The organism is Sphingomonas sp., from assembly GCF_003248515.1.
Classification (GTDB): Bacteria; Pseudomonadota; Alphaproteobacteria; order Sphingomonadales; family Sphingomonadaceae; genus Sphingomonas_I.
Map to the genome: position 1 here is coordinate 133,326 of NZ_QFOB01000007.1, position 13,002 is coordinate 146,327.

Consider the following 13,002-nt stretch of genomic DNA (forward strand, 5'->3'; position numbering starts at 1 on the left):
AAGCGATGACGACAGGTCACATTCTGCTGGTCGAGGACGATGCGGCGCTCGCCGAGCTGATCGCCTGGCATCTGGAGCGCGACGGCTATTCCGTCGAGCGCACGGGCGACGGCGAGGAGGCGATGCTGCTCGCCGCCGAGCGCACGCCCGATCTCGTCCTGCTCGACTGGATGATCGAGAATGTTTCCGGCATCGAGGTCTGCCGCCGGCTGCGCCGCGCGCGTGAAACGGCGCGCGTGCCGATCATCATGCTCACGGCACGCGGCGAGGAGGAGGATCGCATCCGCGGTCTCCAGACCGGCGCCGACGATTATGTGACCAAGCCCTTCTCCCCGCGCGAGCTGGTCGCACGCGTGAGCGCGGTGCTCCGCCGCACGCGACCGGCCCTGGCCGGGGAACGACTGGAATATCGCGGGATCGAAATGGATCTCGCCAGCCACCGCGTGCGCCGCGACGGATCGACCGTGCCGCTGGGGCCGACCGAATTCCGCCTGCTCCGCCACTTCCTCGAGCATCCGGGCCGCGTCTTTTCGCGCGAACGGCTTCTGGATAGCGTGTGGGGCCGCGAGAGCGATATCGAGCCGCGCACCGTGGACGTCCATATCCGCCGCCTGCGCAAGGCGATCAACGTGGGCGACCTGCCCGACATGATCCGCACGGTGCGCTCGGCGGGCTATGCGCTGGATGCGGAGGGCGTGGCCTGACGGGCCAGCCCCCGGGCTTCATTCAAGGATAGGGCGAACGAGGCAGCCGCTTACAGCCAGGCGCGGCTCTTCGCCATACCCGCCTCGAACGCATCGATATCGTTCGCGGCCGCCAGGGTCAGGCCGATCTCGTCCAGCCCCTTCATCAGGCAATCGCGGCGGAACGGATCCATCGCGAATTCGAACCGATCCTGAAAGGGCGTCGTCACCGTCTGCGTATCCAGATCGACGACGATCCGGTCGGTGGCCGCCACCTCCATCAGCCGATCGATCGCATCCTGCGGCAGCACGATCGTGGCGATGCCGTTCTTGAAGGCATTGCCCGAGAAGATATCGGAAAAGCTAGGCGCCAGCACCGCCTTGATGCCGAGATCGCCCAGCGCCCAGGCGGCATGCTCGCGGCTGGAGCCGCAGCCGAAATTATCGCCAGCGATCAGGATCGGGGCACCCGCATATTCGGGATCGTCGAAGACGTTTCCGGCTTCTGCCCGGATCGTCTCGAACGCGCCCCTGCCGAGGCCGGAGCGCGTGATCGTCTTCAGATAATGGGCGGGAATGATGACGTCCGTGTCGACATTCTTCCGGCCAAGCGGATAGGCGCGGCCCTCGATCTCGGTCAGCTTCTGCACGTCATCATCCTTCCGTATTCCGGCGAAGGCCGGAATCCAGAGCTGCCAGCGGTGCGCGTGGAGCCCGGCTCCCCGGCCTTCACCGGGAGAGGCCCCGAAAGTCAATGCACAAAGCGCGCCACCACATCGCGATAGGAGCGGCTCACCTTCACCCGCGCGCCCGAATCCAGCACCAGGAAGCATTCGCCGTTCGTGTGCGGCTTTACCTGCTTCACCAGATCGAGGTTCACGATCGTCGAACGGTGGATACGCTGGAAGCGGCGCGGATCGAGGCGGCGCTCCAGATCCTTCATCGTTTCGCGCAGGATCAGCGTGTTGTCGCCGGTGTGGATGCACATGTAATCGCCGGCCGCGTCGATCCGCTCGATCGTATCGACATCGACGCGGAAGATCTGGCCGCGATCCTTGATGTTGATGAGCTTTTCGTAGCGGCTGGAGGCGGGCTGCTCGGCGCTGTCAGGCAGGGCCTCATGCGCTTCCGGCGCATGTTCGGCGATCACTTCCTTCAGCTGCACTACCTCCTCGGCGGCGCGCTTTTCGGCCAGGCGCTGGCGCACCCGCTCCATCGTATCGGCCAGGCGATCCGTATCGACGGGCTTCATCAGATAATCGACCGCGCCCGCCTCGAAGCCCTTCAGCGCATGATCGGAATAGGCCGTCACGAACACGAAGAGCGGCGGCTCCACCTCCGCCAGGCCGGACACCACGGAGAAACCGTCAAAGCCCGGCATCTGGATATCGAGGAAGACCAGATCGGGTTTCTGCGTCTTGATCGCGCGGATCGCTTCCCGGCCATTGGTGCAGGTCTCGACGATCTCCACGTCTTCGTGCGGCTCGAGGCGGAGCTGGAGCCCCTGGATTGCCAGCGATTCGTCGTCGACCAGGATCGTGCGGATGGTCATGCGTCGGAAGTCCTCAATCAAGCGGCCTGGTAGGGGATTTCAATGGCGACGGCGAAGCCACCTTCCCCGGCCTGAATGTCGAAACGATGGTCTGCCCCATAGGCCTGGGTGAGCCTGTCCCTGATATTCGCCAAACCGACGCCGGTGGATACGGTTGCCCGTGCCATGGCCTCGGTAAGGTTCGATCCTGGACCCGTGTCGCTGACTTCAATGTGAACGCGGTTGCCGATCCGCTTGGCCGAAACGGTGATGTCCGCCCCCTCCTCCTTGGGCGTCACGGCATATTTTACGGCATTTTCCACCAGCGGCTGAAGCAGCAATGACGGCATTCGCGCATCCGCCACGGCCGGATCGACATCGAAATTCGTGCGCAGCCGATCCTCGAAGCGCATCTTTTCGATCTCGAGATACAGTTTCAGCGTGGCCATCTCCTGCGCCACGCTCATCGCGCCTTCGGGCTCGCTCACCAGCGTGTAGCGCAGGAAGGAAGACAGGCGCGACAGCATCGCATTGGCGCGATCGGTCTGCTTCAGCAGCACCAGCGTGGAGATCGAATTGAGAGTGTTGAACAGGAAGTGCGGATTGAGCTGATAGCGCAGCATGGCGAGCTGGGCGGAGCTGGCCTGCGCCTCCAGCCTCAACAATTGCTCCCGCTGATCTTCCGCCACCAGATAGAAATTGATGCCGTAATAGAGGGCGGACCAGGCCGAAAGCACCGAGAAATCCAGGAGGATCGCCGACAGGAACTGGATACCCTCCGGCATCGGCCCCACGCGATAGAAGGTCGCATGCGCCCAGGTCTCGATCGAGGAGAATGCGGCCGACGCCAGCAGCAGGATCATGATCGAGACCGGCCAGGTGATCGTCGCCGAGAGACGGAACAGCCGGCGATAGGCGGCCGACATCAGCAGGGTGAGCGAATAGCCCGTCGCGGTGGTGAGCGCGGTGGGCACCACGAACAGCCAGCCCATCGCATTGGCGATGCCGCCCAGCGCGCGCAGGATGAAATAGCCCGACCAGCCGACCGTCTGGAGAGTCCAGAAGGCCCTGTTCTTGTCATCGAAGAGGGGGCGCGAGCGGAGCAGCGGGAGCGGCATCGGCATGCAAGCTAGCCCAAGGCGGCGCATATCGCCACCCGTTGCCGCCCTTACCGCCTCTTGCCTGCTGAACGCGGGCTAAACATCCAATTTTCGGACGGTTCATCCGAATCGCGCTAGAAGGCGTTTCAACGGATGGGATCCGTCGATCGGATTTGGAGATCTGGGATGCGCAAGTTTCTTACCACGGCCGCGACCGCCCTCGCCTTGGCCGGCACGCTCGTCGCCGCTGCCGCTCCTGCGGATGCGCAGCGCTATCGGGGCGGCTATCGCGGCCATTATTACGGGCATCGCGGCGGCGGCAGCGGTGCCGCCGTCGCGGCCGGGATCATCGGCCTGGGCGTGGGTGCGGCCATCGCCTCGTCGAACCGCGGCTATTATGATCGGGGCTATTATGGCCGCGCTTATGCGCCGGGCTATTATTATGCGCCGCCCGCTTACGATTATTATTATGCGCCGCCGCCTCCCCCGCCGCCGGCTTATTATTACGGCTACGGCCGCTACGGCTGGTAAGCGACGGATAGCGGATAACGGGCGGCGAGGCATTCGCCGCCCGTTTTTCGTGGACGATCCGATCTTTTTGCGATCGTGCCGCTTGACGCCATCGGGCCGCCCCGATAAGCGCCCCGCTCCGCTCGCACGGCCCCTTCGTCTAGCGGTCTAGGACGTCGCCCTCTCACGGCGAAAACACGGGTTCGAGTCCCGTAGGGGTCACCAGTCAAGCGATTTATCGCGTTCATTTTGCGTGATAATTTGAGAAATCACGAAATCCGATACCACAGGCGTTCCCACATTTTCTGTGGGCACTGATGGCATGATTCGGAACATAACGGGACATTTGCGAGGTGGCCACAAAATGTCTCCACAATTCGATCGCTCAACTCGCGATGGAACTCGTTCATTCCCTAATCATTAGCGGTCTTTTTCGTCAGGGTTCGGTCAGATTCGCTCCCTAGCCGGGAAGGATGCAAAGACGAACCTACCTGCTTGTCGCTGCCTCTGCCGCCGGATTGATCCTGATCGCCCTGTGGTACGTCGCGGGCCGAACCGGGACGGAAGGCGCCTCGCCCAAAGCACCCCCCTCCCCACGTGCGGGATCGGGAACGCCGAACATTCTTTCGGTCGATGCAAGTCACGCTGGACAGATTGGCATCCACCTCGCGCCGGTCACCTTGGCGGACCGGGTTCCCATCGCGACGATCCCCGCGATCATCCAGCCCCCGGCCAACGCGCGCGTCGCGGTCGCGGCGACTTTCCCTGGGGTCGTGGCAACAACGCTCGTGGTGGAGGGCGAGACCGTCCGGCAGGGTCAACCGCTTGCCATCGTCTCCAGCCGCGACATGTTTACCTTGGGGGCCGATCTCACCCGCGCCAACGCGCGCCTCGGCGTGGCAAGGTCGAATGCCGCCCGCCTCTCACAGCTTAGTCGCGAAGGCATCATCGCGGGCGCGCGTGCCGACGAGGCCAACGCAATGACCGTCGAGGTTCAAGCCGATGCCTCGGAAAAATCACGCATCCTGAAGAGGGTCAACGGCAACGGGCAGCGCGGCACCTACACGCTGACCGCGCCGATCGCCGGACGCGTCACCTCCGCCGCCATCCAGGCTGGAACTGCGGTGGACGGCACGACCGCACCCTATGTCATCGACGCGGCCGGTCGCTACGAGGTGGTCGGCCAGTTGCCCGAACGTCTGATCGGCTCGGTGCATCCGGGCATGATCGTCCAGATCGCCCCCGATATCCGCGGTCCCGTCATCGCTGTGGGATCGACCATCGATCCGGCGACTCGTTCGGCGAGCCTGAAGGCTGAAATCCCTGCCGGGCCGGATATCGTTTCAGGGCGGACGACGAGTCTGACGATTTTCGACTCCGCACCACCGGGCGCGGTGATTGTGCCGGAGGCGGCCGTGACGGTCGTGAACGGCAAGGATGTCGTGTTCGTGGCGGTGCGAGGTGGCTTTGCGATCCGCGAAGTCACGCACGGTGCGGCGGCCGGAAACCAGGTGGTGATCCTGTCGGGGCTAAAGCCCGGTGAGCAAGTCGTCGCCACCGGAACGAGCGCGCTGAAGGCGCTCGCCCTCTCGCGCTAGGAGCACGCCATGTTGCGTTCACTGGTCGCGACAGCCCTGTCCTGGCGGCTGCTCATTATCGCCCTTGCATTGGCGGTCGCGGGACTCGGCGTCTGGGCGTTCATCAACCTGCCCGTCGACGCCTATCCCAATATCGCCCAGGCGCAGGTGAAGATCATCCTCAAGGCGCCGGGCATGACGCCGGAGGAGGTGGAAAGTCGCGTTATCACGCCGATCGAGATGGAGATGCTCGGCATTCCCAATCAGGCGATCCTCCGATCGAGCGCGAAATACGCCATCGCCGACATCACGATCGATTTCGCCGAAGGGACCGATATCTATTGGGCGCGTCAGCAGGTCGCCGAACGGCTGTCCGGCGTGATGGCGGACCTGCCTGCGTCGGTGAGCGGAGGGCTGGCCCCGATCTCGACTCCGCTGTCCGATGTGTACATGTTCACCATCGAAGGTCCGCTGTCGCTTCAGCAGAAGCGGGAATTGCTCGACTGGACCATCCGTCCGGCCCTCCGCACGGTTCCCGGTGTCGCGGATGTCAACGCGCTCGGCGGCTATGTCCGCACTTTCGAGGTCAGGCCGGATCCGGTCGCGCTTGCCGGCGCGCAGCTTTCCATCGCGGACCTGCGCACAGCGATCGAAAGCGGCAACCGCAATGACGGGGCCGGCCGCCTGAAATCGGGCGAAGAGGCGCTGATCGTCCGGGCCGTGGGCGCGATCCGCACTGTCGATGATCTGCGGTCGCTGGTCATCGTCAGCCGGAACGGCCGGATCGTCCGGCTGGGCGACGTCGCGACCGTCGCAACCGGCAGCCTTACGCGCTATGGCGCGGTCAGCAAGAACGGGCAGGCCGAGGCGGTGGAGGGCCTGGTGATCGCCCTGCGCGGCGCCGATGCCCGGCAGGTGGTTGAGGGCGTACGGGCGCGGCTCGCCGAGGTCACGAAGGCACTCCCGGCGGGCACGCGTATCGATGTCTTTTACGACCGTTCGGATCTGATCGAGCGAGCCGTCGGCACGGTCGAGGAGGCGTTGATCGAGGCGACCATATTGGTCGTCGTCCTCCTCATCCTGTTCCTCGGCGACTGGCGCGCGGCTGCCATCGTCGCCGTCACGTTGCCGATGGCCGCGCTCATCACCTTCCTGTTCATGCGCGGCATGGGCCTGTCGGCCAACCTGATGAGCCTCGGCGGGCTGGCAATTGCGATCGGCATGCTGGTCGATGGCGCGGTGGTCGTGGTGGAGAACATCGTCGACCGGCTGGGGCGCCCCGGCGAGGAAGGCCGCCCACGCCTGAACCTCGTTTTCCAGGCGGCGAGCGAGGTGGTCGTGCCGGTATCGGCCGGCATCGCGATCATCGCGCTCGTATTCCTGCCGCTGCTGTCTTTGCAGGGATTGGAGGGGAAGCTGTTCGCGCCCGTGGCGCTTACCATCATCTTCGCGCTCGCCGGATCGCTGCTGCTCGCGCTGACGCTGGTTCCGGTGCTGTCTTCCTTCGGCCTCAGGAGCGGGCATCACGGCGAGCCATGGGTGATGCGCCAGCTGGCGCCACGCTATCGCCGCCTGCTGGACGCCGCATTCGCCCACAAGGCGCTGGTCTACGGCCTTTCCGTCGCTGGCCTCGTGATCGCAGGGATGGCCTACGGCGCCGTCGGCAAGGCGTTCATGCCGACCATGGATGAAGGCTCGGTGATCGTCCAGCTCACCAAATTGCCGTCGATCAATCTGGACCAGTCGATCCAGGGCGATATGGCCGCCGAACGCGTGCTGCGAACCGTACCGGAGGTCCAGGACGTCATCGCTCGTGTCGGCGCGGACGAGATCGGCCTGGACCCGATGGGCCCCAACGAAACCGACAGCTTCGTGCGGCTGAAGCCGCAATCGGAATGGCGCGGCGACAAGGCCTTCGTGGTCGGCGAGATCCGCAAGGCCATGGCCGGATTACCGGGAATTACGCCAAGCTATACCCAGCCTATCGAGATGCGCGTTTCGGAAATGCTGACGGGCGCGCGCGGCGATCTTGCGGTCAAGATCTTCGGCCCGGATCTGGGGACGCTCGCCTCCCTTGCCGGGCAGGTGCAGCATGCCCTGTCAGGCGTTCGCGGCGCGTCCGAAGTGCTGACGGTCGCGAACGACAGCGTCGACTATCTCCAGCTCGACATCGACCGTGCGGCGGCAGGCCGTTACGGCATGCCTATCGATCAGATGCAGGATGCCTTGCGTGCCCAGGCGGAGGGCGTGCGCGCCGGGATTGTTGCCGAGGGTCAGAAGCGCGTGCCGATCATGATCCGCGGCGACGAGAGTCTGCGCTCCGATCCGGCGCGCTTCGCCGATCTGCAATTGCGCACGCCGGACGGCATCCTCGCCCGGGTGAGCGACATGGCGCAGGTCCGGCGCACCGAAGGCCCGGTCAAGCTCGATCACGAGAACGGTTCGCGCTTCGCGCTGGTGCAGGCCTTCGTCTCCGGCCGCGATCTGGTCGGCTATGTGGACGAGGCCAAGGCGGCGGTCGCCGCGAAGGTGAAGCTCCCATCGGGATATCGCATCGTCTGGGGCGGGCAGTTCGAAAACCAGCAGCGGGCCTCGGCGCGGCTGATGCTGGTGATTCCGGTGGCGCTGCTGCTGATCTTCTTCGTGCTGCTTGCCACCCTGCGTTCGCTTCGGGCGTCTGCTCTCATCCTCGTCAACATACCCTTTGCGATGGTGGGGGGAATCGTTTCGCTCTGGGGTTCGGGCGAATATCTCTCTGTCCCGGCATCGGTGGGGTTCATCGCCCTGCTCGGCATCGCCGTCCTCAACGGCCTCGTGCTGGTATCCTATTTTCGCCAGCTGCGCGCCGAAGGGCACCGCATGGCGGACGCCGTGCGCCTGGGCGCCGAGCGGCGGCTTCGGCCGGTGCTGATGACCGCGAGCATCACCGCCTTCGGCCTGGTGCCCTTGCTGTTCGCCAGCGGCCCCGGCTCGGAAATCCAGCGACCGCTCGCGATCGTCGTGATCGGCGGGCTGGTTACATCCACCCTGTTGACGCTCATCCTGCTGCCGATCCTGTTCGCGCGGTTTGGCGAGGGCGCCGAGGAAATCGCCAATGGCTGACGTCCTGCTGACTTTCCACTGCGCCTTGCCGGACACCGAGATCGTCACGGATACCCTTCGTGCATGCTCTCAGACGCCTGTCCATATTTCCGAAAAGACCGTGCGAGGCTGGGACTATGCCGATGCCAGCACGGCGGAACAGGTATCCGGCCTGCTGCGCCGTCACGCGGTCGAGCTTATCGTCGATGAAAAGTCGCTGACCGATCTGGTCGATGCCGTCTCGGCGGCCAAGCGGGAACTGCCGGTGCGCTGGCACGCCGTCCCGGTCCTGACGCACGGGAGAGCCGCATGACACCTCGCGCCCTTGCTGTCGCCCTCCTGAGCAGCTGCATTCCCGGCACAATATGGGCGCAAACGATAGACCTGCCGCCTGCCGAACAGGTCAACCAGGCACTCGACAGGCATCCGACTGTCGAGGCCGCTGCTGAACGGGTTGCGGCAGCCCGCGCGCATAGCGGAATGCTCGCGAGAGGTCCGCATGAAGTGACGTTATCGGGTAGCTATGTCCGCCGCAATGTCGATGGGTTCGGTGGCCGTGACGAGTTCGACGCGACCATCACCCGGGCGTTCCGCCTGCCCGGCAAAGCCTCCCTCGACCGTGAGGCCGGCGCGCTCGAAATCGAAGTCGCCGAAAACCGGATGGAGGACGCCCGCCACCAGACCGCGCTCATCCTTTCGGGTCTCTGGTATGACTGGCTGACCGCCGGCAGCCAGTATCGAAACGACGGAGATGCGGTGGGCGGCCTCGAGCGGGCATTGGTTGCGCTTCGTCGCCGCGTGGCGCTGCGCGATGCGGCCGAACTCGATCTTGACCAGGCGTCGGCGGCACTCGCCCAGGCCAAGGCACAGGCAGCGGCGTCGCTGGCGGCGAGGGAACAGGCCAGAGTCACGCTGGCAGCCACCTTTCCCGACCTGCCGCTTCCGATGGAACCGCCCGATCTCGCCATTCCCGGCCCTGCACCGCAGGGCCTTGAGAGGATGCGGGATCTGGTGGTCCAGCGCAGCCACGAAATCCGTGCAGCTGATCGGGAGGCGCAGCGCCTGGGCGTCGTCTCTCAGCGGGTGCGTGCCGACCGGATCGCCGATCCATCGTTTGGTATCCGCGTGTTCAGCGAGCAAGGCGGGTTGGAGAAAGGCGCCGGTGTCGTGGCGTCGATACCGTTTGGCGGCGGTTATCGACGGGGTGCGGCAGACCAGGCGGCTGCGGAAGCGAGCGCCGCCCGGCTCGAACTGGCCAATATCCAGCGCAATATCGCCGCGATTGCCGATACCGACCTGTCCAATGCGCGGACCCGCCTCGAAGCCTGGCGAAGCGCCGAGGATTCTGCGCGGAGCAGCCTCGATGCTGTTCGCCGGACCGAACGCGGCTATCAGCTCGGGCAGATCGACCTCGCCGATCTGCTCTATGCCCGGCGCCAGGCCAACGATGCGCGTCGCTATGAAATCGACGCGCGGTCGCAAGCGGATCGCGCGCTCCTCAAGCTTCAGATCGATTCCCACAGCATCTGGGCACCGGACGAGGAAAAGGAAAATAAGGAATGAGCGATACGGTGCAGGAGCAGGCCATGACCGACGAGAAATTACGCTATGACCCTCTCACGATCGCCTTCCATTGGGTGACGGCATTGCTTGTCGTCACGCTCTTTGCACTAGCTGAATCCTGGGGCTTCTTTCCGCGCGGCACCCGTCATAACCTTGAGGCACTACACATTTCGCTGGGCATCCTCCTGGCGGCCGTCCTGATCCTGCGGATCGTCTGGCGCGTCAGCCGTGGCCGTCGCCTCCCGGCAGTGGAATCGCAGATACCTTATTGGGCAGCAAAGGGCGCGCACCATCTGCTTTATGCCCTGCTGATTGGCCAGATCGTGCTGGGCTTCCTGTTCCGCTGGGCGCAAGGCGAAACCTTCACCTTTTTCGGGCTGTTCGCTGTTCCCTCGGCATTCCCGCCCGACAAGGCTTTCGCCGGGACGATCGGCGAGGCCCATGACCTTGTTGGCTGGGCGATCATCCTGCTGGCCGGCCTTCATGCTGCGGCGGCCCTGTTTCATCATTATGGACTGCGCGACAACACACTCAGGCGCATGCTGCCACATTGATTTCATTCGCAGGCGATCGCGCGGCGATGCGCGGTTTCTGCCGATCCTGCCAGCGATCGTTTCTCGGCCGACTCTTCGTCGAGTTATTCGGAGCGATGTCGAGCATGCAGCGCATCAATCTCTGCCTGACGCGCCTGCAGATAGAGGGCGCGCGACGTCGTATAGGCATGGGCCGGATCCTCGTGCAGCCTTTGCAGGCGATCGTCGAATTCAGCGCGCCGGTCGATGAGCCGGATCGCGGTTGTCGGGACAGAATAGGCCAGCCTGTTGAAGGGGCGCCCCACACTCAAGGGCAAAGTGAGTCGGTCAACGACATCGCCAAACAGGTCGCGCGCGCTCGATGGACCAATCAGCGGTAGATAGAGGAACGGCCCAGATCTTACACCATAAAAGCCAAGCGTATCGGCAAAACCATTGGGGCGATGCGGAAGATTGAACCTGTGGGTTTTCGCCACATCGAACAGGCCCGCCACGCCGATCACCGAGTTGATCGTGAAGCGCCCGAACGTCTCCGCCGCTTTGCCGGGATGATGTTGCAGCAGATAGTTGGCGAACACGACCGGCTCATTGAGATTGGTGAGAATATTGCGTAGTCCGCTGCGGACCGGCCTGGGCAATCCATGCCTGTAAGCAAGCGCGACAGACCGGAAAACGGCCTTATCGACCGTATAGGTCATTTCAAATGACTTGATGTTGACCGATTGCAGGGGATCGCCGGGGGTTTCGCGGCGGATGGCCGTCACGACGATGCTGTTCTGCCCCTCACCTTGATCACCCTGCAAGGGCGATGTCGCTTCCAGCTCTGTCGTAGGGGGCGTGGATGTCTGGCCCGCCGGTTTCGGCATTATGCTGTCCGTTAGCGTCTCGGTCGGGCTTGTCTGTTGCGCAGGGCCTGTCTGCACATTGTCCGGTGAAGAGGCCAATGACGGAGATTGCAGCAACAGGCAGGCAAGCACCACTGCGGTCATTTTTTTGCCTCGGGCTTGGCTGCCAGCGGCTTGCCTTGCCAGGTGCCGGTAAGGGTATTCAGGAACGCAACGATATCGTTGATATCCTGATCTGGCAGGGTGCCTTTCGGGGTCTGGAAACGCACCATGAGCCTGACTGCCTCGGGCAGTGTCTTCGCGCTGCCATCGTGCATGTAAGGCCCGGTCAGGGCGATATTGCGCAGGTTCGGCACCTTGAAGCGAGCGCGGTCCTGGGCGGCGTGTGTGACCGTATATCTGCCGAGATCGGCATCGGTCGGCTTGCCGTCACGCGCCGCGACATAATCGCCGTTCAGCCCCATGATCTCCATGCCTTGGCCGCCCAGCGATTGGCCGACATGGCACGAAGCGCAGCCATTCTCCTTGAACAGCGCATAACCGCGCTTCTCGCTTGCGTTGATCGCCCGGGCATCGCCTTGCAGATAGCGGTCGAAGCGGCTTCCAGGTGTGGAGAGCGTTACTTCAAACGCGGCAATCGCGTCGGTAATGCGATGCTCGTCGATTGGCCCCGGGCCGTAGATTTTGAGGAATACCGCACCATAGCCGGGCTGCGCGTTCAGCTTCGCGGCAACTCCGCTCCATGTGTGCGAGCCCATTTCCAGCGGGTTCATCACCGGGCCAGCAGCCTGCGCCGCCAGGGTCGGTGCCCGGCCGTTCCAGAACTGTACCTTGTTGAACAGCGCATTGAAGACGGTGGGCACATTGATCGGCCCCTTTTGCCCACGGATGCCGGTGGCCGTCACTAGACCGTCCGCGCCGCCTTTGCCGAGCCCGTGGCAGCTCGCGCAACTCACGCTATTATCACCCGACAACAGCGTATCGAAGAACAGTCGCTGCCCCAGCTCAACTTTCCCGGCATCGCCGGGTGATACCTCCATGATTGGCTGAACCGGCTCCACCGCGAATTGCGGGGCAACGTTGGCAGACGCATAATATCTGCGCCTTGTCGCCGCCACCCAGGTCAACAGGGCATTCCTGCCTGCATCACCAAGCCTCGCCCGCCAATGCATCAACGTGTAAGGCGACGGCGGCATCCGGCCCTGCCGTGTCACCCATTCGATGCGCGCCAGATCCTCTTCGGGCGGTGGCGTGCCGTCCTGCAGTGCCTTCAGCACGGCCTCGATGCGAAAATGCCGCAGGCCCTGCACCAGATCCCGCTGCATCAACTGATGGGCGCCTGGTACATCGGCATAAAATGGCAGCGCCGCGCCCTGCGTATGGCAATAATCGCAGCGGGCCTTGGACAGTGCCTGGAACGCGGCCAATGCGACCGGCTCACGATTGGTCGGCGAGGATGAGGGCAAGGTCGGCGCCGTCACGCGGTCATAGTGCGCCAGATAGCCGACAGTCCCGCCAAAAATGGCAACGAGCGCTCCGGCGCCGATGAACAGAATCTTTCGACTGGGCATATCTCCCG

The 13,002-nt window shown here is 64.1% G+C and carries 12 protein-coding genes and 1 tRNA gene; 8 read left to right on the plus strand and 5 right to left on the minus strand.

The annotated features are described in order from the left end of the window. The first annotated feature begins 5 nt into the window (after positions 1 to 5). Positions 6 to 704 (plus strand): phosphate regulon transcriptional regulator PhoB, encoded by a 699-nt coding sequence (gene phoB, locus DI605_RS13575; RefSeq protein ID WP_171745235.1) that lies wholly within the window; start codon positions 6 to 8, stop codon positions 702 to 704. A 50-nt stretch (positions 705 to 754) separates the two neighbouring features. On the opposite strand, the gene leuD is transcribed toward phoB, so the two are convergent. From leuD to DI605_RS13590, 3 genes are all read right to left on the minus strand, one after another. Further along, positions 755 to 1,333, minus strand: a complete 579-nt coding sequence (leuD, locus tag DI605_RS13580) for a 3-isopropylmalate dehydratase small subunit (protein ID WP_293974778.1) — start codon at positions 1,331 to 1,333, stop codon at positions 755 to 757. Positions 1,334 to 1,434: 101 nt separating this feature from the next. Further along, positions 1,435 to 2,235 (minus strand): LytTR family DNA-binding domain-containing protein, encoded by an 801-nt coding sequence (locus DI605_RS13585; RefSeq protein WP_293974781.1) that lies wholly within the window; start codon positions 2,233 to 2,235, stop codon positions 1,435 to 1,437. Between the two features lie 17 nt (positions 2,236 to 2,252). Then, positions 2,253 to 3,332 carry a sensor histidine kinase gene (locus DI605_RS13590; RefSeq protein ID WP_293974924.1) on the minus strand — a complete coding sequence of 360 codons (1,080 nt, stop codon included), beginning with the start codon at positions 3,330 to 3,332 and terminating at the stop codon, positions 2,253 to 2,255. A gap of 168 nt (positions 3,333 to 3,500) precedes the next feature. On the opposite strand from DI605_RS13590, the gene DI605_RS13595 reads away from it, so the two are divergent. The 7 genes from DI605_RS13595 to DI605_RS13625 all read left to right on the plus strand — a co-directional run bounded on the left by DI605_RS13595 (position 3,501) and on the right by DI605_RS13625 (position 10,599). Beyond that, on the plus strand, positions 3,501 to 3,845 hold the full coding sequence (locus DI605_RS13595) for a hypothetical protein (protein WP_293974783.1): 345 nt from the start codon (positions 3,501 to 3,503) through the stop codon (positions 3,843 to 3,845). Between the two features lie 128 nt (positions 3,846 to 3,973). Further along, positions 3,974 to 4,049: transfer RNA gene (locus DI605_RS13600), tRNA-Glu, on the plus strand. A 248-nt stretch (positions 4,050 to 4,297) separates the two neighbouring features. Then, positions 4,298 to 5,422: an efflux RND transporter periplasmic adaptor subunit gene (locus DI605_RS13605; protein WP_275503999.1), complete on the plus strand. Its 1,125-nt coding sequence runs from the start codon at positions 4,298 to 4,300 to the stop codon at positions 5,420 to 5,422. A 9-nt stretch (positions 5,423 to 5,431) separates the two neighbouring features. Beyond that, complete coding sequence (locus DI605_RS13610; protein WP_275504000.1) at positions 5,432 to 8,503, plus strand: CusA/CzcA family heavy metal efflux RND transporter; 3,072 nt, start codon at positions 5,432 to 5,434, stop codon at positions 8,501 to 8,503. Next, positions 8,496 to 8,795 carry a DUF3240 family protein gene (locus tag DI605_RS13615; RefSeq protein WP_275504001.1) on the plus strand — a complete coding sequence of 100 codons (300 nt, stop codon included), beginning with the start codon at positions 8,496 to 8,498 and terminating at the stop codon, positions 8,793 to 8,795. The genes DI605_RS13610 and DI605_RS13615 overlap by 8 nt, the downstream gene beginning before the upstream one ends. Then, entirely contained in the window at positions 8,792 to 10,045 is a 1,254-nt protein-coding gene (locus tag DI605_RS13620) for a TolC family protein (protein WP_275504002.1), read from the plus strand. Before DI605_RS13615 ends, DI605_RS13620 begins: the two co-directional genes overlap by 4 nt. Beyond that, positions 10,042 to 10,599, plus strand: coding sequence for a cytochrome b (locus DI605_RS13625; protein ID WP_275504003.1), 558 nt, complete (start codon positions 10,042 to 10,044; stop codon positions 10,597 to 10,599). The genes DI605_RS13620 and DI605_RS13625 overlap by 4 nt, the downstream gene beginning before the upstream one ends. An 83-nt stretch (positions 10,600 to 10,682) precedes the next feature. Here DI605_RS13625 and DI605_RS13630 read toward each other — a convergent pair whose 3' ends face one another. Together DI605_RS13630 and DI605_RS13635 are read right to left on the minus strand one after the other, a co-directional pair. Next, the gene (locus DI605_RS13630) at positions 10,683 to 11,567 is read right to left on the minus strand and encodes a VacJ family lipoprotein (RefSeq protein ID WP_275504004.1); all 885 of its coding nucleotides are present in this window, start codon (positions 11,565 to 11,567) and stop codon (positions 10,683 to 10,685) included. Next, positions 11,564 to 12,994 (minus strand): cytochrome-c peroxidase, encoded by a 1,431-nt coding sequence (locus DI605_RS13635; RefSeq protein WP_275504005.1) that lies wholly within the window; start codon positions 12,992 to 12,994, stop codon positions 11,564 to 11,566. The genes DI605_RS13630 and DI605_RS13635 overlap by 4 nt, the downstream gene beginning before the upstream one ends. Positions 12,995 to 13,002: the final 8 nt, after the last annotated feature.